Annotated in this window: 20 protein-coding genes and 1 pseudogene; 11 read left to right on the forward strand and 10 right to left on the reverse strand. The window is 24.6% G+C overall.

Going from position 1 to position 20,625, the window contains the following annotated elements; genetic code table 4:
* Positions 1–23: 23 nt before the first annotated feature.
* Positions 24–296, reverse strand: coding sequence for a hypothetical protein (locus tag AAHM85_RS01360; RefSeq protein WP_342260698.1), 273 nt, complete (start codon positions 294–296; stop codon positions 24–26).
* A 119-nt stretch (positions 297–415) separates the two neighbouring features.
* On the opposite strand from AAHM85_RS01360, the gene AAHM85_RS01365 reads away from it, so the two are divergent.
* The 3 genes from AAHM85_RS01365 to AAHM85_RS01375 are packed head-to-tail and all read left to right on the forward strand — an operon-like array spanning position 416 to position 6,337.
* Positions 416–1,279, forward strand: a complete 864-nt coding sequence (locus AAHM85_RS01365) for a hypothetical protein (protein WP_342260699.1) — start codon at positions 416–418, stop codon at positions 1,277–1,279.
* Positions 1,280–1,319: 40 nt separating this feature from the next.
* Positions 1,320–5,315, forward strand: coding sequence for an ABC transporter permease (locus AAHM85_RS01370; protein WP_342260700.1), 3,996 nt, complete (start codon positions 1,320–1,322; stop codon positions 5,313–5,315).
* A 20-nt stretch (positions 5,316–5,335) separates the two neighbouring features.
* Positions 5,336–6,337 (forward strand): ABC transporter ATP-binding protein, encoded by a 1,002-nt coding sequence (locus tag AAHM85_RS01375; RefSeq protein ID WP_342260701.1) that lies wholly within the window; start codon positions 5,336–5,338, stop codon positions 6,335–6,337.
* A 565-nt stretch (positions 6,338–6,902) separates the two neighbouring features.
* On the opposite strand, the gene phoU is transcribed toward AAHM85_RS01375, so the two are convergent.
* The 5 genes from phoU to rpmB all read right to left on the reverse strand — a co-directional run bounded on the left by phoU (position 6,903) and on the right by rpmB (position 11,937).
* Entirely contained in the window at positions 6,903–7,580 is a 678-nt protein-coding gene (gene phoU / locus AAHM85_RS01380; RefSeq protein WP_174480791.1) for a phosphate signaling complex protein PhoU, read from the reverse strand.
* A 36-nt stretch (positions 7,581–7,616) separates the two neighbouring features.
* Positions 7,617–8,450 (reverse strand): phosphate ABC transporter ATP-binding protein PstB, encoded by an 834-nt coding sequence (pstB, locus tag AAHM85_RS01385; protein ID WP_342260702.1) that lies wholly within the window; start codon positions 8,448–8,450, stop codon positions 7,617–7,619.
* Between the two features lie 26 nt (positions 8,451–8,476).
* Positions 8,477–10,498 carry a phosphate ABC transporter permease PstA gene (pstA, locus tag AAHM85_RS01390; protein WP_342260703.1) on the reverse strand — a complete coding sequence of 674 codons (2,022 nt, stop codon included), beginning with the start codon at positions 10,496–10,498 and terminating at the stop codon, positions 8,477–8,479.
* A gap of 14 nt (positions 10,499–10,512) precedes the next feature.
* Complete coding sequence (locus AAHM85_RS01395) at positions 10,513–11,478, reverse strand: PstS family phosphate ABC transporter substrate-binding protein (protein ID WP_342260704.1); 966 nt, start codon at positions 11,476–11,478, stop codon at positions 10,513–10,515.
* A gap of 267 nt (positions 11,479–11,745) precedes the next feature.
* The gene (rpmB, locus tag AAHM85_RS01400) at positions 11,746–11,937 is read right to left on the reverse strand and encodes a 50S ribosomal protein L28 (protein ID WP_252320665.1); all 192 of its coding nucleotides are present in this window, start codon (positions 11,935–11,937) and stop codon (positions 11,746–11,748) included.
* A 217-nt stretch (positions 11,938–12,154) separates the two neighbouring features.
* Between rpmB and AAHM85_RS01405 the strand changes: the two genes are divergently transcribed.
* Entirely contained in the window at positions 12,155–12,502 is a 348-nt protein-coding gene (locus tag AAHM85_RS01405) for an HPr family phosphocarrier protein (protein ID WP_342260705.1), read from the forward strand.
* A 40-nt stretch (positions 12,503–12,542) separates the two neighbouring features.
* The gene (gene greA, locus AAHM85_RS01410) at positions 12,543–13,064 is read left to right on the forward strand and encodes a transcription elongation factor GreA (RefSeq protein ID WP_342260706.1); all 522 of its coding nucleotides are present in this window, start codon (positions 12,543–12,545) and stop codon (positions 13,062–13,064) included.
* A 525-nt stretch (positions 13,065–13,589) separates the two neighbouring features.
* Here the strand turns inward: greA and AAHM85_RS01415 are convergent.
* Positions 13,590–14,345, reverse strand: a complete 756-nt coding sequence (locus AAHM85_RS01415) for an IS1595 family transposase (protein WP_342260707.1) — start codon at positions 14,343–14,345, stop codon at positions 13,590–13,592.
* A gap of 194 nt (positions 14,346–14,539) precedes the next feature.
* Here AAHM85_RS01415 and AAHM85_RS01420 point away from each other — a divergent pair.
* Positions 14,540–15,049 (forward strand): annotated as a pseudogene (locus AAHM85_RS01420) (IS5 family transposase); the annotation flags it as partial.
* Positions 15,050–15,118: 69 nt separating this feature from the next.
* On the opposite strand, the gene asnS reads toward AAHM85_RS01420, so the two are convergent.
* The 3 genes from asnS to AAHM85_RS01435 all read right to left on the reverse strand — a co-directional run bounded on the left by asnS (position 15,119) and on the right by AAHM85_RS01435 (position 17,410).
* Positions 15,119–16,537, reverse strand: coding sequence for an asparagine--tRNA ligase (asnS, locus tag AAHM85_RS01425; protein WP_425289721.1), 1,419 nt, complete (start codon positions 16,535–16,537; stop codon positions 15,119–15,121).
* A gap of 118 nt (positions 16,538–16,655) precedes the next feature.
* Positions 16,656–17,033 carry a transposase gene (locus AAHM85_RS01430; protein ID WP_342260709.1) on the reverse strand — a complete coding sequence of 126 codons (378 nt, stop codon included), beginning with the start codon at positions 17,031–17,033 and terminating at the stop codon, positions 16,656–16,658.
* A complete protein-coding gene (locus AAHM85_RS01435; RefSeq protein ID WP_342260710.1) occupies positions 16,994–17,410 on the reverse strand; it encodes a hypothetical protein in 417 nt (138 codons plus the stop codon). The genes AAHM85_RS01430 and AAHM85_RS01435 overlap by 40 nt, the downstream gene beginning before the upstream one ends.
* Before the next feature lie 243 nt (positions 17,411–17,653).
* On the opposite strand from AAHM85_RS01435, the gene AAHM85_RS01440 reads away from it, so the two are divergent.
* The 5 genes from AAHM85_RS01440 (at position 17,654) to tsaE (ending at position 20,618) form a co-directional block, all read left to right on the forward strand.
* Complete coding sequence (locus AAHM85_RS01440; RefSeq protein ID WP_342260488.1) at positions 17,654–18,001, forward strand: transposase family protein; 348 nt, start codon at positions 17,654–17,656, stop codon at positions 17,999–18,001.
* A gap of 4 nt (positions 18,002–18,005) precedes the next feature.
* Positions 18,006–18,500, forward strand: coding sequence for a transposase family protein (locus AAHM85_RS01445; protein ID WP_342260711.1), 495 nt, complete (start codon positions 18,006–18,008; stop codon positions 18,498–18,500).
* Between the two features lie 229 nt (positions 18,501–18,729).
* The gene (locus AAHM85_RS01450) at positions 18,730–19,140 is read left to right on the forward strand and encodes a hypothetical protein (protein WP_342260712.1); all 411 of its coding nucleotides are present in this window, start codon (positions 18,730–18,732) and stop codon (positions 19,138–19,140) included.
* A gap of 18 nt (positions 19,141–19,158) precedes the next feature.
* Positions 19,159–20,052: a nicotinamide riboside transporter PnuC gene (gene pnuC, locus AAHM85_RS01455; protein ID WP_342260713.1), complete on the forward strand. Its 894-nt coding sequence runs from the start codon at positions 19,159–19,161 to the stop codon at positions 20,050–20,052.
* 95 nt (positions 20,053–20,147) lie between these two features.
* Positions 20,148–20,618 (forward strand): tRNA (adenosine(37)-N6)-threonylcarbamoyltransferase complex ATPase subunit type 1 TsaE, encoded by a 471-nt coding sequence (gene tsaE, locus AAHM85_RS01460; protein ID WP_342260714.1) that lies wholly within the window; start codon positions 20,148–20,150, stop codon positions 20,616–20,618.
* Positions 20,619–20,625: the final 7 nt, after the last annotated feature.

The raw sequence follows: 20,625 nt of genomic DNA on the forward strand, positions 1-20,625 counted from the left end.
TTAAAATATATAGTAATTTTACCTTATTCTCTAAAAGATTCTAAACAGGTTCTAATATTATTAAAATTAATTTCTTGTATCTTTTTGTTCAATGGTTTTGAAATAATTTTTCTATTTGAAAAAACTATTGATGTATTTTTAGTTGGTTGTTGAACAGTTATTGTTTTGGTAGTAGATGTAGTAGTTTGATAATTAGTAGTGGGGTAGTACATATAGTTTAAATCTATAGGTTGTAAATATTGATATTCATTATCAAAATTATTACTAGAGAATTTAATACAGCAGTTTCATAACATTTTCTTTTTTCCTTTTCTTTTTGAATATTTAAACACTATCTAAAATTAAATAATTGCATTATTTAATTTTAATAGTTTATAATTATAATAATAGCAAAGTTTATTTAAAGGTGAATATAATGTTACGTAGTAGTAATATTTTAAAAATTAATAGTATTAATAATTTTGAACAATTATTTATTTTTTTTGGTTTACCAGTTCTTTTTTTACTTTTAATTATGAAATTAACTTTTTTAATTACTATTAATTTTCATAAAAATAGTATTAATAATAAAAAAATATTTAATAAAACAAAAATCATTATTCTTCAATTTAGTTTATGATTTTTAGCACAATTTTGTTTATTTTTATTACCAGTTCAAGAAATGGTAATTAATATTAATTTTTTAGATTTAGAAAGTTTACCAATGTTATCATTGATTTCAATTTTACATCTATTTATTTGTTTTAGTTTTTTAAGTCGTAATAATAATCAAATTATGAAAGTGATGCGTTTTACTATTTTGTCAATTATTATAATTGCTATTATTTTACAATTTAATTTTACTATGATTAAAATATCATTACCATCAATAAATAACTTTGTTTCAGTACTAATTTTAGTGTTCTTTTACTATTGATTAGTTTTTTTTTCATGAAAAATGTTTAGTGATAATTTATTTACAATTTTTAATTTAATGAAAAAAACTTGAGTAACATTATTTAGTAATTCTTCATTACCTAATATTATTAATAAACAATTTCCAGTAAAAGCATATACTAAAACTAAAATTATTATTTTAACATGGCAATTTAAAAAACAAATATTTACTAATTTTGACTACCAAGTTTCTATTACTGATAATAATAAAAAACTTTTAATCGCTATTTTTAAGAAGAATTTAACTTATTTTTTAAGTGCCCAATTAACACTACTTATTACTAAAACTATTCAAGATTTAAAAACTTTAATTAATGGATGAAAAATGGCTTTAATTCAATAACTTTTTTTGTTTTAAAATTTAAAAGAAAGGAAGAACGAATATGAAAAAACAATCATTTTTGCTTTTTAAAAATGCGTTTAAACAAGCATTTCGTAATAAAATTCAATTAGTTGGTTTAATTGTTTTAGTATTATTATCATCAACTATTTTTTCATTAATGCAAACAAGTTTAGCAAGAATTTCTGATGAATATTCAACATTAGTTACAAAATCTAATTTACATGATTTTGTTATTGATTTATCTAATACTACTTCAAAAACTGTTTCTAATAAAATTTCAACATCAACAACTGCTGTTGATGAAAAGAATGATTTTGATATTAACAATATTGCAAATGATGCTGGTAATGAATTTATATGAGATCGTGTTGAAGGCAGAATTATGCAATTAGATAATAATAGTAATCCTAGAATTTTAAAAATATTAACTTATAATCAAGATGCTCGTATTGATAAATTAATCATTAGTGATGGTTATCAAATAGGAGATAGTAATAATCCAGATAAAAATCCAAGTTGAAAACAGGTAGTTATTAATAAAGAATTTGCCCAAAAAAATAATTTGCATATTAATGATACAATTCGTGTACAATCAGATCAATTAGGAAGTAGTTTAAAAGTTTCGGGATATGATTTAAATGATGCTGCTTATAGTAGTTATAATTGATTAAAAATTGTTGGATATGGTGTATCTGCTGATTTTACAACCCCAATTATTGATCAAACTACACCAATTCCAAATAAAACTCGTGAAGGTTTATTATACGTTGATCCAATGCAATTTGGTTTAAGTAAAAGGTCAGAAAAAAATAATTATATTTGATCATATGATAAAGCTAATGAAAAAATTACAATTTCTTCTGATAATGATCGCGAAATTTATTTTGTTGGAAAATCAACAATAGGTAAAATTAATGATATTAAATTAATTTCACAAAGTTTAAGAAATAAATATATTAATACTATTGATTCTGATGCTGCTTTAGTATATAAGTTAGGAAATAATAAGTATACGTTTAATAATCGTACTGCTACTTTGAATGCAACTATTATTGGATTTAAAAGTTTATTAATTGCTTTATTATTAATTGTTTTAATTATTACAGGAATTACAGTAATATTAATTACTTATAAAAATATTGATAATTCACGAACACAAATTGGAATTTTAAAATCATTAGGTTATAGTAATATTAAAATTTTAATTACATCTTTAGCTTATCCAATGGTAGCAGCACTTATTGGTACTATTTTAGTGTTTTTACCAGCAAGTGGTTTACAAGTAATTATAGTTCAAACATTTGCCAACTATTTTAATCTAGATTTTGGTCATTTTATTTTTAATGGTTTAGGATTTATATATTGTTTAATTTTAATATTTGGTTTTTTATCAATTATTGCATGAGTTATTAGTGCTTTAACAGTTATTAAAAAACCAATAGATTTAATTAAAAATGAATCGGTTACTGTTAATTCTCGCTTTAGTCGAATTATTAAAACAAAAAGTATTAATCGTGGATTTTTAACAAGATTCCGTTTATCACTATTTACATCATCAATTGGAAAAATGGCAGCAGCAGCATTAACTATGTTTTTAGGAACAACATTAATGACAACATCTATTATTGGACCAAAAATTATGGCTGATAATAAATTACTTTCTTTTACTGGTATGAATTATCACTCCTTAGTTGAATATGACGTTCCGACTTATAATTCTCCATATAGTTTTTATAAAACTTATAATCCAAATAATAAAGATGATTGAACTTATACTTCTAGTGTTGATAATGCTACTGGTGATACATATTGACATCCACCACGTTTTGATAATTCTGGGCCATTAAATGATACTTTTGTTAAAGAATTATTAGAAAATAATATTAATGCTGAAGCATATGCTCCAATGTCAGATGAATCTAATCCGGGTGGTAGTATTACTGATTTAGGATATACTAGTTTAACATATTTAAATAGTAAAATGCTTACTAAAAACTTTTTAAATGGATTAGATTCTAGTGATATTAAAGATGCTTCTGTGATTGTTGGAATTATGGTACAAATGGCTTGACCAAATGCATTACCAATGTATGACACAGTTTTAAAAAATACTAATATTAACAGTTTTTATAGTGAGAATACTTATAATATTATTAGAAAATTTTATCAAAACTATCGAACAACAGTGGCAATGAATGTTAGTGGTACAATTTCGAAGACTGGTAAGATTAGTACTAATCCTAATGATTTAGATATTACAAAATTCAAAGATTGAGCAAATAGTAATATTTCTGCTTACAAAAATGCCTCAAGTGAGGGTCCTACTTTTATTAATGATATTGATAATTTAAGTTTTGATACTAGCGATAAATTATATCCGTGACATTTAACTAATGAAACACAATTATTGAATAATAATGCATCTGAAATTAGTGACAAAGAGCGTGATAGTTGAATTAATAAAGTTGGAATTTGATTTGGTGCTTTATTTTATAATAGAATGGGACAAACTGTAGTGCAAGGTGCTTATACTAAAAGTCCATATTTTATTCGTCAAAATATTGCCAAAGCTTATAGTGATCCCAATGCTCCTTTTAATGTTGCTTTTAATGTTGTGCCTTTTGATAAAGAAACTGATGAATTAGGAACTTACTTTATTGGTACTCCTGAAAAATTATTTAAACAGAACAAATATTTAATGAAAGTTTACGGTTTACAAAATCAACAACAGTTAGGCAAACCTTCAATGATGCAATTATATGATGCTGGAGGTTCTTCATTAAATCCACTTTTAGAACAAGAAAATAGTGATAATAGTATTAGTATTGTTATTAATCAAACGATTGCTAAACAATTAAATTTAAAAATAAATGATGAGTTTAAAATGAGTAATAATGGTAATACTATGAAATTTAAAGATAATAATGAATTGAAACCTTTTGATTTGGATAAAATTAATATTGATAACATTGTTGGTAATAGTAAAAATGTTAATAATGTAACATTATTAAAACAACAAACTGGTTATACACAAGTTGATAAGTTAAAGGCTGGAGCTTATGAGAATGCAGGTATTAATGCTACAAATATGTTAAAAGAAGTTGCTGCTGGTAAGGTTGTTAATTCTTATAATGATAAGATAAGTTCTAAAACACCAACGTATAAAGTAGTTGGTATATATAATGGTTATGGTCAACCTAATGCTTATATTAGTAAAACTAATGCTGATAAAGTTTTATCATTTAATAAAACAAAAGAATTTTTATTTTTATTATTTAAAAAAGAATGAGAAGACAAAAATACAACGTGTGATGTTGATTTTGGTAAATTAAAATCATTTAATAAATATCAAGATTTTCTTAATCAATTAAATGATCCAGTTATTTTTAAACTTAATCAAGTATTTGAAAATGAAAATCCAATCTTTAATTTTAAATTTTCAAATTCACAAGCATTACCAGATATAACTAATTCGTTTTCAACTTCACAAATGTATGGAGATTATAGTGCTTTTGGTTTAAATGGTGGTACTGATGATTCGGGTACTTATCAAGGTTATGGTGCAGGTAGTGCTGTTAATATTACGCCACAAGATGTCCATCATCAGTTGTTAAATCAAATTACTGCTTTAGTCGATACAGTATTGATTGCATTTATTATCTTTTCATTAATTATTTCATTCTTTATTATTTTATTAACAAGTAATTTAGTAATTTATGAAAATCGCAAAACAATAGCAACAATGAAAACACTTGGTTATAGTGATGCAAAGATAACTAATATTGTTATTGGTATGTATTTACCAGTGATTACTGTTATGTTTGTTATTGGTTTTCCAGTAGGATGAATAATTGTTAAGTTTATTCTTAACAATTTAGCTGCTAATACAACATGGGTTTTACCATTGTTCTTTGTTTGATGATTACCACTTTTAGTTGGTTTCATTGTCTTTGGTATTTATGCAACAACCTTTATTATTGATTGATATGCCATGAAGAAGATTAATCCAATTAAAACTTTAAATGAAATTGATTAAAAGTAGAAAGGAATAAAAACATGAAAAATGATAAAAAAAACACTGAAAATTCAAGTGAACAAGTAACCAAAAATAAGTTAGAATCTAGTTTTACAAAGAAGTCAGTATCTAAAAATGAAGGTACAATAGCACCAGTAACTCATAAATCTCATGATAAATCAGAATCAAAGGAAGAAATAGAAGCTAATAAAGCAAAATTGCAAGCTTTTAAAGATAATCAAAAAGCAATTAAAAAATTAACAAAAACTCATTCAAAAGAAATTTTAGCAGGTAAAATTATATCAATGACTAATAATAATACACCTGATACTAAAACTAATGTTATTGAATTATTTGATGTTAAAAAATCTTATTTAACTGGAGACTTAGAATACGAAGTATTAAAAGGCGTTAATTTAAAAATTAAATTAGGTGATTTTGTTGTTATCTTAGGACCATCGGGAAGTGGTAAGACAACATTATTAAATATTATTTCGGGGTTAGATAAACCTAATACTGGTGATGTTTTTGTGGCGGGATATAATTTATCTTTATTAAAAGATAGTCATTTAACTAAATTTAGACGAGATAATGTTGGTTTTATTTTTCAACAATACAATTTATTAACTAACTTAACTGCTCGTGAAAATGCTGAAGTTGGTGAAAATCTTGCTAAAAATAAAAATATGAGTATTGATGATATTTTTCAAGTTATTGAAATGGATGAACATATGAATAAGTTTCCAAGTCAATTATCGGGTGGACAACAACAAAGAGTATCGATTGGTAGAGCACTAGCAAAAAATCCGACAATTTTATTTTGTGATGAACCAACAGGAGCGCTTGATGAGGAAATGGGACGTAAGGTATTAGAGATTTTATTGGATGTTAATCGAGAATATAAAACTTCAATTATTATGGTTACTCATAATCCTAACTTCCAATATGTTGCAAATACTGTTATTAACGTTAAAAATGGTAAAATTATTAGTGTAAAGAATAATGAAAAACCAATGAAACCAAATGAAATAAATTGATCATAAGAAAAGAAGGGTATAGATGGGGGTTGATTTAATAAATACTTGTATAAAGAAAAAAATATTAAATTATAAGAATCTAATAGAAAATACTATATTTTATTTAGTTTAATTATTTTTTAGAAAGAAAAAGGTACAAGGTAATGAGTATTGGTTTAATTACATTTATTATATGAATATGTTTAGTAATTTGAATAGTGTTTTTAATTTGAGGTATAAGTTTATGTAATAGTAATAATGCATTAGGTATCATATTATTATTTTTAACATTAAATTTAATTGGTTTAATAATAGGAATTTCTTTATTATATAATAAAAATAAGCAAAATGTAGATAACAAAAAAAATATTAATAGTAATATTAAAATAGAAGAATTAAGTTAAACATTCCTTTTTAGAAATTTTAATATTAAATTAAAAAATCATACCTTAATTTAATACAATTAAAAATAAAATAATAATAAGTATTATGATTAAAGTATGACTTAAAAATATTTTAAGTAAACAAAAAGAATATTTAAATGAAACTTGCAAAAAAGTAATTATTTTAATAAATAACACTGATTGATAAATTATTCAGATATTTTTGTTGAAGATAAATCATAAAATTTACCTTTAATAATATATACTATTGTTTCACAAATGTTAACTAAGTGATCACCTAGTCTTTCAATATATTTCAACTGTTGCATTGTTGATGTATATTGAGAGAGTTGATCATTATTTTTGTTCACTTTTAACATATTGACAATGTTTTTCATTGATTCACGAAAACGATTATCAATATCAATATCATATTCTGCTGCTTGATAAGCTTTGTTAATATCATTTTCATTTATAGATTCACCAATTAAATCCATCATTTTAAATACTTTTTTCATTAATCCTGATAATTGAGATGTTAATTTAATTTCTGGTTTATATTTGACATTAAATTTGGATAAATTTTTAGCATAATTTGAAATACGTTCTAAATCACGAATAATATTCATGTAACCAATAATAGTACGCAAGTCAGTAGCAAAAGGATTTTGTTGAGCAATACTTCAAATTGCAGTAATTGTTAAACTTTCAGCGACTGTTCTAATTTCTTTATCGGTTTCAACAATTCTTTTTGACATGTCAAAATCTTGTGTTTCCATTGCTATTAAAGCGTCTTTATGTTCTTTTTTTACTTCTTTTAATAAAGTTAATAAGTTTTGTTTTAAATTTATGATATCTAAATCAAATCTACGGTTAATTATTTTCATTTTTTCCTCCTTTCTCTATAATTAATTATATATATTTTAACCAAATCTGCCGGTAATATAATCTTCTGTTCTTTTATCTTTTGGTCGTGAAAATATTTTTTTAGTATTATTATATTCAATGACTTCTCCATTTAAGAAAAAGGCAGTTTTATCAGAAATTCGTGCTGCTTGTTGCATTGAATGAGTAACAATAATAATTGTAAAGTCTGATTTTAAATCATTCATTAAGTCTTCAATTTTAGATGCGGCAATCGGATCTAGAGCTGAAGTTGGTTCATCCATTAATAGTACTTCTGGTTTTAGGGCAATAGCACGAGCAATACATAAACGTTGTTGTTGACCACCTGATAATGATAATGCTGAATCGAATAAGTGTTGAGCAACTTCATCTCATAAAGCCCCTTTTTTTAAAGCATCTTCGACAATTTGATTTAGAATCTTTTTATTTTTAATGCCTTGATTTTTTGGACCATATGCAACATTATCATAAATTGATATTGGAAAGGGATTAGGTTTTTGAAATACCATTCCAACTTTAGTTCGTAATGAAATAATATTTTTATTATTTTCATAAATATCTTCATTATTGAATAATATTTGTCCATTAATTTTAACACCATCAATTAAATCATTCATTCTATTTAAAGTTCGTAGTAATGTTGATTTGCCACAACCACTTGGTCCAATAAAAGCGGTTACTTGATTACGACTTATTTCTAAATTTATATTAAATAAAGCTTGTTTTTTACCATGATTATAGAAAAAATTTAAATTTTTAATAGTAAAAACATAATTACTTTTTGGAATGTTTTCTATATTTGATAAGTTGTTTGATTTGTTATTTGCTTTTTTCTTAAATTTGTCTTTCATTTTTAAAAAGTAAGGTTTAATTACATTTACTTTTCTTTTTTTATTGCTATTCGCTGATTCTTTCTTGCTTTCATTTTTTCTTTTAATAATTCAATTGAGCATTTTGTTTTCACCCCGATTCCTGTTGTTAAACTTTTTTCAAAATGTTTTGCTATAAAGTTTAAAATAAATATTAGTATAACTGTTATTAGTGCTGTTTGGTACATCATTCCTAATTTATTAGGGTCATTTGATTCTTTATTAACTAATAAAATATGAGTTGTTAAGGTTTGTCCTGAACTTAAGAAACCTTTATTGGGAAAAGCAACAGTGCTTCCTAATGTTAGATAAACCGGTGCTGATTCACCAATAATTCTACCCATTGATAAAATCATGCTAGTAATAATGCCACCAATGGCAGCCGGAATAACTACTTTTCTTATTGTTTCAAATTTACTAGCACCTAGTGCTAATGATGCTTCACGATATTCAATAGGTACTGATTTTAATGTATCTTCTACTGCTCTAATAATAAGTGGTAAAATAACAATTGTTAATGTTAAACTAGCAGCAATTGCTGAGAAAGTTATTTGTAAGAAAGTAATAAAAAAAGTAAATCCAAACATACCAAAGATAATTGACGGCGTAGAAGCTAAGGTATTTAGCACAAAACGTAGTATTGGAACAAATCAACCATTTTTGGCGTATTCGTGAAGATAAATTGCACCAATAATACCTACTGGCATAGCAATAGTAATTGTTGTTAATACCAGTAAACATGTCATTGTAATAATTGATAAGTAACCTTCATCACCAGTTGTTCAAATTAAAGCTGCAAAATTAAAATTGAAAACGCCACTACCAGCATTACCACTAATGTTGAAGATGCCATTAATAATAATATCACCAATAATTCAAATAATTAACCCCATAGTAATAAAACAAGCTAACCCCATAAAGAATAATCGGAAATAGTCTTTAAAGTGTTTTCAACCTTGTTTTTTAATAGTTTTTTCACTAATAGTTAACATTAGTTGATTATCAGATAGATTTATTTTTTTTAAATTATAATTTCGTGGTTTTTTATGACCTTTTGCTTTTTTATCACTACGTTTATAAATTATTAAAACAATAAAATTAATGATTGAAACTATAATAAATAAAAATAAACCAATTCCATATAATGCTGATATTTGTTGAGAACTAACTGCTTCTCCAATTTCTAGTCCAATTACTCCCGCTAAAGTAGAAATTGAACTAAATAAAAATGCAAGTGGACCATGTGCAAAATTTGGGGTTAGAGTACTATTACCAGCAATCATGACGACGGCCATTGTTTCACCAATGACTCTTCCAAATCCAAAAATTATTGCACCAATGATTTTGGTTTTCGCCGCTTTAAAAATAACTTTAAAACTAGTGTCAGTTCTGCTGATACCTAGTGCTAATGATGCATATAGATAAGATTTTGGTACTCGAGTAATAGCATTAACAGATAATGAAATAATTGTTGGTAATGCCATCATTGATAAAATAAAACTTGCTGTCATCATATTTTCTTTGGTTGGTGCTCCCAATTTTACAAAAATAGGACCAATGGTCATTAAACCAAAAGCACCAAAAACAACGGAAGGAATACCAGATAATAATTCTACTAAAGTTAATGTTGTTTTTTTTAATTTTGGTGGTAAAAATTCACATATAAATAATGATGTTAGTAAACTTAAAGGAACAGCAAGTATCATTGAAAATAGTGCAACTCAAAAAGTGGCAACAATAAAGGCAATAATACCAAAAGTATTAGTACTAGGTAATCATTTACTATTTCCTAACATTTTAAATCAATTAAGAAAACTCATATTACTAAATGTTTGACCAATAATAAAACCAATTAATAATGAAGCGGCAATTAGTGCTAATGAAGATATAGACAATACACAAATTTTAGCAATCAAATCATAAGTATGTTTTTTTTGTTCACTAATAAAAACATTTTTTGGATCATGATTTTTATTAAAATGATTAAAAGTTATTTTATGTCAAAACTTTTTAAAAGATTTGGATTTCATTTATTAATACTCCTTTATGGAAATTTGCTTAATCACTGATTTAAATCATAATTTAATTCGTCAGTTAATGGTACTGCTGATTGTGCATATTGAGCTTCTGAAAAAGCAGGACCTACGTATTGGTTATGACCTGGATAGTTAGGAATAAACAAGAATTTTAGAAATTTAACTAAAGTATTAATTTGTTTAAAATTTTTATTTATTAAACCTGTAAATGGTCGTGATAACTGATAAGTACCATTTTTAATGGTATCTAAACTTGGAGCAATTTTTTCTCAATTAGCAATATGAATAGTAGTGAATTGTTTATTCGAATCTAATTGTTTTTTATCTGAATATGAACTATAGCCAACACCACCACTAGACATATTAAACATTTGTGTACTTGAATTAACGGTTATTGCTTGTGGATAATATGCTTTTGAATCACCCAGAACTTTTTCATTAAAAACATCTCGTGTTCCTGAACCATTTTCTCTAGTATAAGGTAAAATTTTGAGTTCACAAGTTGGTTTGATTCAACCTTGATTTGGTTCTGAAGTATTTTGTGGAAATAAATCTCTTCAGAAAATAGGTCAATTAGTTAAATACATTTTTTTTACTTTATCTTGTGTAAAATTTATAGGTTTATTATTACCTAAGTAATCTTGTGGTAGATTATAAACTAGAATCATGCCATCTTTTGATAATACAAAAGAAATTAAATTATTATCAGGAGTTGTATATTCTTTTGAAAGTCAGCCAATACCAAACATATTTTTATTAACGGGAATTACTGCTGCATCTGAACCTAAACTGTTATAAGTAAAATCTGTTTCTTTATGATTATCGGGATAGTCTTCCATTAATGTATGCATTAATGGTGCTACTGAAGTTGAACCCCCCATAATAAAATAGGGTTTATGACTAACTAAAGTTACAATAAAAATACTAATCATTGTGATTAATCAAAATAATGACAAAATTCTTTTTTTTAGCATATAAATCCACCCAACTGAGAGTTTTCTTTATCATACACGTATTATAACAATATAATTGATAAAAACTAGAAAAATTATTTCATTTTTATAAAAAATGTAGGTTCTAGACTATATTATTAATATTTTTTAGTAATTAAAAAATGGTACCACTAGTTAACTTAATACCATTTTATTAAATATTTTTAATTTAATATAATAAATAAAAGAAATACTTTTCTTTTATTTATTAGTATTCTTTATTTATATAATTCAAAAGTTAAAATAACTTTATTTTTTATTATCTAAAGCATTATTTTTCTTTAAAGTTTTTAAAGTACGAGCACTAATCATTAAAGTTTTTCCACCAATTTTTACTGGTTGTAAGTTTGGATTTCATTTTCTTCTAGAAGAGTTCATCGCATGCGAACGGTTGTTACCAGCTAGTGGACCAATACCACTTAAAGCACATTTTCTTGCCATAATTATTTTCTCCTTATTAATGTTTTAACTAATAAATAATATCATATTTATTTTATTTTTTTTAAAAAAATAAAATTTATTTGTAAAAAAATGAATATTTACTAGGACATTATTTTAATAAGAAAAATTTAAATTATATATTTTTTTTTAAAAAATAAAAAATATGTTATAAATAAACTATATTATACAAATTTTTAAGAAATCTTGGAGGAAAAAAATGAATTGTATTATTTATACGGTGCAAATTGATGATGAAAAAAAGATTGGTTTACATGCACGACCAATAGCCAAAATTGCAGCCGCTATTAGTAAGTATAAAAATATTGAGGTAGAAGTTATTAAATTACCTGATAATGCAGATATTATGAAGCCAGTAAAACTTACTGGTAATGAAACTAAAGTTAAAGCTAAGTCAGTTCTTAATTTTCTAGGTTTACAAGCAAAAAATTTTAGTAAAATTGCTTTTATTATTACAAAAATGGATGCAAAAGAAGAAGATAAAAAACTTGAAGAAGTTAAATCAGAAATTATTTCTTTATTAAAAGAAGAAAAATTAATAAAGTAAATGGTTTTAAAATATTAAATTATATAAATGGAGGCATTTAATGAGCGAAATTAACAAAAATAAAGAAATAATAATTTCAGAACAAGGTTTAGAAAAGTTAAAAACTGAATTATATAAACGAATTAATGTTGAACGTGAATCAATAAAAGAACGATTAAAAGCAGCTAGGGCTGATGGTGATTTATCAGAAAATGCTGATTATACTAGTGCACGTGAAGAGCAAGGTAAAAATGAAGCGCGCATTCAAGAACTTGAAACGATTATTACTAGTGCTGTTATTCTTGAAGAACAAAAACAACGTAAAAATAGTAATACCAAAGCAGTTCGTGTTGGTAGTTGAGTAACAATTGTAAAAATTAAAGATGGTAAAATTGTTTCTAATTCAGAAGAAAAATTTAAAATTGTTGGAAGTATTGAAACTAATCCATTTGAAGGATTAATTTCTAATGAATGCCCATTAGCAGTATCAATTATGAATTGTGTTGTTGGTGATATTGTTGATATTAAAGGTATTAAAGAAACATATAGGGTAAAAATTATAGAAGTAAAAAATCAATTATAAGTTTTGTTTTTTTAGTATCTAAATTACTTTGTTGTTTGATTTTTTCAAAATTATTATCTGGAATTTTTAAGCAATCATTTAGTAATTCTTTTATGTTAGAATTTTCAATATTAAAGTTTTCACATATTTCTTTTAAAGAAAGTTTAGTTTCAAAGTGTGTTTCATCATTTTTAATAGTTATACCTTCTTTAATAATTTTATTTTTTAAATCATTAATTTCAGTTATATATGATGAATTTGGTAATTTTTTTTGATTAATTTTAAATTTTGGTAAATTAAAAGTTGCTGTTATTTATTACTCATGGGATATCTATTTTTTTAGATGCAACTGCATTATGGTAACCATTTTTTAAAAATTCTTGTAATTCTTTAGAAAAAATGGTTACTTTTGAACTATTGTAAATTGAGTGTTGAACATTAATTAGATCTTTTTGATTATAATCAATCATTATTTCTAAATTTAAACGTTTACTTTTTAATCTAAAAGTATTATTTTTAACGCTTTTCTCCCTTTATGTATTATTTTTAAATTAAACACAGCATTACAATTTCAAAACTAGGTATCTTGTTGAATTTATATGCAGCTTCTTTGGCATATAAATAAACATGATGTTTTGCAACTTTGATATGTGTTTTAAATGTTCTTCTTATATGTTTTCAAATTGAATCAATTTGATTGGTATTTACACCAGTTTTTGAAACATAACCATCTTGATGGTTAACTGTTTTATGTTTTGGGAAAACCAATTTGAAATCGCAATATCCTTTTCAATCATCAGTATGTACATGACATTTTGAAGAAATGTGGCTTCTTGCAAAATTCAAAAGACTTTTACTCTTTGCATTTTTCAATACTTTCACAATTAAATTATTAGTTGTTTTTTCATAAATGCCAACAATCAATGTTTTATTTTTCAAGGATCTTCCTTGTTTTTTAAAAGCCATATGTGAAAGATACATTTCATCAATTTGCACTGTGCCTTCAGCAATAAATTGAGGTTCTTGTTTTGCAATACGTGTTCTAATTTTATGACCCATTTTCCATGCTGTTTTTAAGGTCACTACCAATTCTTTTGAAACATCAGTTGACGGAATTCCATGTTTGGTGTTTATTCATCTAAAGATGAGGTAAAATCATGATCTTAAAGATGTTTGTGACCTTGAAAATATGGTACCCGTGAGAATACTAAATGTTTGATTACATTTCAAACATCTTATTCTTTTTAAATCAGAAGTATTCAAATTAAAACTAGAACACCTAATACATTTGTTTTCTTTCAAATTTGCTATATATGCAAGACATTGCTATTCAGTTTAAAGCATTGTTGAACTCATTTAGTTTCATTGTTCCCTCCACAAGTACATGTGGGGAGAAGTCCGTTTTCAAATTTGAAGTAAAAATAATGGTAAAGAACCTAGCATATGACAATTAATTTTAAAAAAAATTAGTTAGAAAAATTCGTATCAATAATCATCGAAAAGAAAAAACCAGTTTTTGTATAATTGATTCACAAAGTGTTAAAAATACAGATACTACTAAAAACAAAGGTTATGATGCTGGTAAAAAGATTTCAGGAATAAAACGTCATATTGCTGTTGATTCTCAAGGTTTACCACATGCAATTTACGTAACTACAGCAGAAAAAACAGATCGTAATAGTGCTATAATAATGATTCAAAATGAAAAAGAAAATGTTTCTACAGTTCAAAAAATAATAGTAGATGCTGGTTATACTGGTGAAAAATTTGCTTCTGCAATCAAAACAATTATAAATGCGAATGTTGAAGTTGTAAAACGTAATGAATTACATTCTTTTGTAGTATTACCAAAAAGATGAGTTGTAGAGCGAAGTTTTGCTTGATTAGAAAAATGTAGAAGATTATGAAAAAATTGTGAAAGAAAATTAAATACTAGTTTACAAATGGTTGTTCTTTCCTTTATTTCAATTTTATTAAAAGATTCTAAACAGGTTCTTAGATTTTAATCTAGTAATAGGAGTTTTAAATAATATTATAAGTTTAAGTTAAAAAGATATTATTAAAATATTGTTATTTTAGAATAATAAGTTATTTGGTGTACGAGGAAAAGGAATAACATCTCTAATATTATTAATACCAGTAATAAACATTAAAAATCTTTCTAGACCTAAACCAAAACCAGCACTTGGTGCATATCCATATTTTCTTAAATCAAAATATCATTGTAGATCATTACCTTCAATTTTGAATTGTGTTTTATTTTTTAGTAATTGTTCATAATTATCTTCACGAACAGAACCACCAATTAATTCACCAATCCCTGGCACTAATAAATCCATAGCTGCTACTGTTTTTTGTTGTGGATGATTACTATCAATTGGATTAAGTTTCATGTAAAAAGCTTTGATAGTTTGTGGATAGTTAATAACAAAAGTTGGCTGTTTAGTTATTTCTTCACATAAATATCTTTCATGTTCTGATTGTAAATCAATTCCTCATTTAATTTCATTAAATTCAAATTTTTTCCCTTTTTTTTGTGCATTTAAAAGTAATTCAATGACTTCTGTATAAGTAATAACTTTAAAATCAGATTTAAAATCGGCAATTTTTTCTAATTTTTCAATTAATGATTGTTCATTTTTAGTTTCTTGTTTTTGCTCTAAGAATTTTAATTCAGAATCACAATTATTTAGAACATCTCTAATAACAGTTTTTATTAGTTTTTGGGCTAGTATAATATTGTCTTGTAGATTACTAAAGGTAAATTCTGGTTCTACCATTCAAAATTCTGCTGCATGACGTGTAGTATTAGATTTTTCAGCACGAAATGTTGGTCCAAATGTATAAACTTTTTGTAAAGATTGAGCGTAGGCTTCAGCATTTAACTGACCACTAACAGTTAATGAGGCTTTTTTCCCAAAAAAATCCTTTTCATATTTATCATTAGTTATAGTAGTAACAATAAAATTTTCACCAGCACCTTCAGCATCATTAGCAGTAATAAGAGGACTATGTAAGTAAATAAATTGATTATCATGGAAAAATTTATGAATAGATCATGATACTTGATCACGAATTCTAAATAATGACAAGAAAGTATTAGTACGAACACGTAAGTGTGCATGTTCACGAAGAAATTCATTTGTATGTTCTTTTTTTTGGATTGGATAATCATTAGCACATATATTGTAGACAGTAGCAGTAATTACTTTTAGTTCAAATGGTTGCTTTGCATTTGGTGTTAAAATTAAATTGCCAGTAATAGTAACAGCACTACCGGTAGTAACGTTAGTTAAACTGTTAGTATTTTCTAAATTTGGATCATATACTACTTGTAAGTTATTAATTGAAGAACCATCATTTAAATCTAAAAACCCAACTTTTTTACTATTTCGATTAGAACGAACCCAACCGTTAACAGTTATTTGTGTTGGTATTTTTTTAGTTTTATCGTTACTATTAATAAATAAATTATTAATTGTGTAAATCATTATTGTTCCTCCTATTTATTTTTATATAATAAATAAACGCTTTTTTCCCTTTATGTACTATTTTTTAATTTTATCACATAAATGCTGAGAAAAGCGTATCTACGGACTTCTCCCCACATTTTTAAATTAAACACAGCATTACAATTTCAAAACTAGGTATCTTGTTGAATTTATATGCAGCTTCTTTGGCATATAAATAAACATGCTGTTTTGCAACTTTGATATGTGTTTTAAATGTTCTTCTTATATGTTTTCAAACTGATTCAATTTGATTGGTATTTACACCAGTTTTTGAAACATAACCATCTTGATGGTTAACTGTTTTATGTTTTGGGAAAACCAATTTGAAATCGCAATATCCTTTTCAATCATCAGTATATACATGACATTTTGAAGAAATGTGGCTTTTTGCAAAATTCAAAAGACTTTTACTCTTTGCATTTTTCAATACTTTCACAATTAAATTATTAGTTGTTTTTTCATAAATGCCAACAATCAATGTTTTATTTTCAAGGATCTTCCTTGTTTTTTAAAAGCCATATGTGAAAGATACATTTCATCAATTTGCACTGTGCCTTCAACAATAAATTGAGGTTCTTGTTTTGCAATACGTGTTCTAATTTTATGACCCATTCTCCATGCTGTTTTTAAGGTCACTCCCAATTCTTTTGAAACATCAGTTGACGGAATTCCATGTTTGGTGTTTATTCATCTAAAGATGAGATAAAATCATGATCTTAAAGATGTTTGTGACCTTGAAAATATGATACCGGTGAGAATACTAAATGTTTGATTACATTTCAAACATCTTATTCTTTTTAAATCAGAAGTATTCAAATTAAAACTAGAACACCTAATACATTTGTTTTCTTTCAAATTTGCTATATATGCAAGACATTGATTGCTGTTCAGTTTGAAAAGCAATGTTGAACTCATTCAGTTTCATTGTTCCCTCCACAAGTACATGTGGGGAGAAGTCCGTAAATAAATTATATATTAACTATTATCTTAGTAGGGAATTATTTACGATTTTTTTCATTAGACTTACTGCATAACTAGTTAACTTTTTATTTTTTTGTTATTATTAAAATAAAATTTGAATAGTTAAGGATAAACTTTATGACATATTTTGAATTAAAAGATAAATCTGATCAATATTTTCGTAAAATAGTGGGTATTAATAAACTCGTTTTTAACGAAATTTTAAATATTTTATTAGAACATCAAAAACTCAAAACTACTATTGGTGGAAGGCCATATAAAATGTCAATAGAAGATCGACTAGTAATGAGTTTAAGATATTTATATGAAAATCGTACATATCATAGTATTGGTGCTGAGTATGGTATGGTTGATACTACTGCTTTACGAAATATTCGTTCAATTGAAGATATTTTAATAAAGAATAATAAGTTTAATAATTTAACAAATAAAAATATTTTTTTAAAAAGAAGAATTAAAAAATAAAATTTTGATAATTGATGTAACAGAGGTAGAAACAGAACGACCAAAATATAACCAAAAAGATTGATTTTCTGGTAAAAAATGAATGCATACTGTTAAGTTTCAAACCGTAATTAATGCAAATACTAATGAAATTTTAAATATTTTTTCTGATATTGGTAAAAATCATGATTTTAAAACTTTTAAGAATTCAAAGTTAAAGTTTTTATCAGAAACTATAATTCTTGCAGATAAAGGTTATCAAGGTTTACAAAAAATTCATGCTAATACATTTTTACCCATTAAAATTAGCAAAAATAATCCTAAAACAAATAAAACCAAAATCTTTAATAAGATTATTAATAAAACTCGTAGAAAAATTGAACATGTTTTTGCATTTTTAAAATGTTTTAAGATTATTGGTTATAAATTTAGAAAAGCCAGAAAACGAATATTTTTAAGATTTAATTTAATTACAGGATTTTATAATTTATCATTAAAACTTAAAAACGTTATGCAGTAAGTCTATTATATTTGTGATTAATTTTATTTTTAATTAGTATGAAATTTTAAAATTGAATTTTAAGTTAATGTTATAATATTAGTTATAATAAAGGGGGTTTATTATGGGTAAATTTTTAAAGTTGATTACTAATGGCTTTATGACAGGGGTTAGTGAACCATAATGTAATAATGAAGGAGTTGCAGTTTTACCTTTTGTATATAAATATAATCAATATTGGTTTTTATTAATGAAAGAAAAGAATCCTTTATTTGAAAATAAAAAGTTATCATTCTTTAGTACTCTAACAGGTGGTTGTAAATTAGGTATATCATCACTGGAAACTGTTAAAAATGAAATTTTAGAAGAGACAGGAATTAATATTAGCAGTTTAAAACTTGATTGTATTTATACACTTGGTAGTTATTATGCTAATAAAAATTCAATAAAAGTATGACATTTTTATGCTGTTGATTTATCTAGTTTAAATTTAGATTTAAAGTTAAGTTATTTTGGTAAAGGTGATGGTAGTATTGGTGAAAATGGTATTAATGGTATTTTTATTAATGAGAGTGAACTAGATAAAGTTAATGATGCACTTACATTGGCAATTTATGGAAAATTACGATTGAATAATGCAATAGTGAACATAAATAAATAAATTTAAAAGGAAGAAAATATGTTTAAAGATATAAAATTTAGATTTATAAAAAGAAAGAAAAATATAAAAGAATTTTTATTATCAATACCCAAAGATCTTAATAAAATTCCATTTTCTGCTAAAGTAGCTATTATTTGTTTAGGAATTTTTATGTTATGAAATACATTTTTTGATTTGAATCATTTTATTAATCCTAATTTATATCCTTCGGTTTGAACTATTGTAAATCGTCAAGCTTATCATCCTTGACAGCAAGTATTATTATTCTTAAATGGTATTGCTGCTTTTACTAATGTTATTTGTATAATTTTAATTTCGTTTGGTAAAATTTCTAATTTTTTTTGAGGTTTTTTTGCTGTTAGTATTTATGGTTGTATTGCTTTAGTTTGGGACTATGTTGGTGATATGCAGTTGAATTTATTTTTCTTTTTGCCTTTTCAATTTATTGGCTATAGTTTATGGAAATTTCATTTAGATTCACAACAAGAAATAATTTCTAAACGTTTAAATTTAAAAACAAGTATTGTTACTATTTACTTTGCAATTGTTTTATCAGTATTTTTTTATTTTGAAATTCCTGAATTTTCACGTGTAATTTTAGGAAAATATGATTTTGATGGTAAAATTTGTTGAAAAATTTTACCACATATTTTAGATTCATTAACTAATTCTTTAAGTATTGTTGCGCAAATACTAATGTTATTACGTTTTCGTGAACAATGAATTTTTTGAATAATTGTTAATATTTTTCAAATAGCTATGTATTCGGGAATGGCTCATAATCGTTTGGATGTAAATCTTTTATTAATGTGAATTGTTGCTCTTGGTAATTCTGGTTTTGGTTTTTATCAATGATTTTTTGTAAGAAGTAAAGAAAAAGTAGTAGTTAAAAAAGAAACATATGAACATTAATAACTTTTAAATAAGAAAAATAATAATTTAGAAAATATGTTATTTTTTTGTATAATAGTTTGTAAAGTATAAAATAATTATCAAAGAAGGTTATTATGAAAAAGAATGTATATATATTAAAAAATTTAGATGACACTAATACTCTTGCCAAAATAATTGCTAAAATTGCCAAACCAAATTTAATTTTATTATTAAATGGTCCGCTTGGTAGTGGTAAAACGCAAATTACTAAATTAATTGGTAATTTACTTGGAGTTAAAAATATTATTAATTCACCAACTTTTATTATTTGAAATGAGTATCAAACTAAATATGAATGAAATTTAATTCATATGGATGCTTATCGTTTAATTAATCCTCATTTAGAAGAATATTATGAAATAATGATGAATAATTTTATGATAATTGAATGATCAGAAAGATTAAAAATTAATTTTAATAATTATTCATATGTTGCTATAGATTTTAAAATTATTGATATTAATAGTAGACAAATAACTGTTAATACTAATTTTCTTCTTTTAAAAAAAGAAAATTATTTGTTTGATACATTAAAAAAAATATAGAATTTTT

The organism is Spiroplasma endosymbiont of Notiophilus biguttatus (assembly GCF_964030985.1).
GTDB classification, from domain to species: Bacteria; Bacillota_I; Bacilli_A; order Mycoplasmatales; family VBWQ01; genus Spiroplasma_E; species Spiroplasma_E ixodetis_A.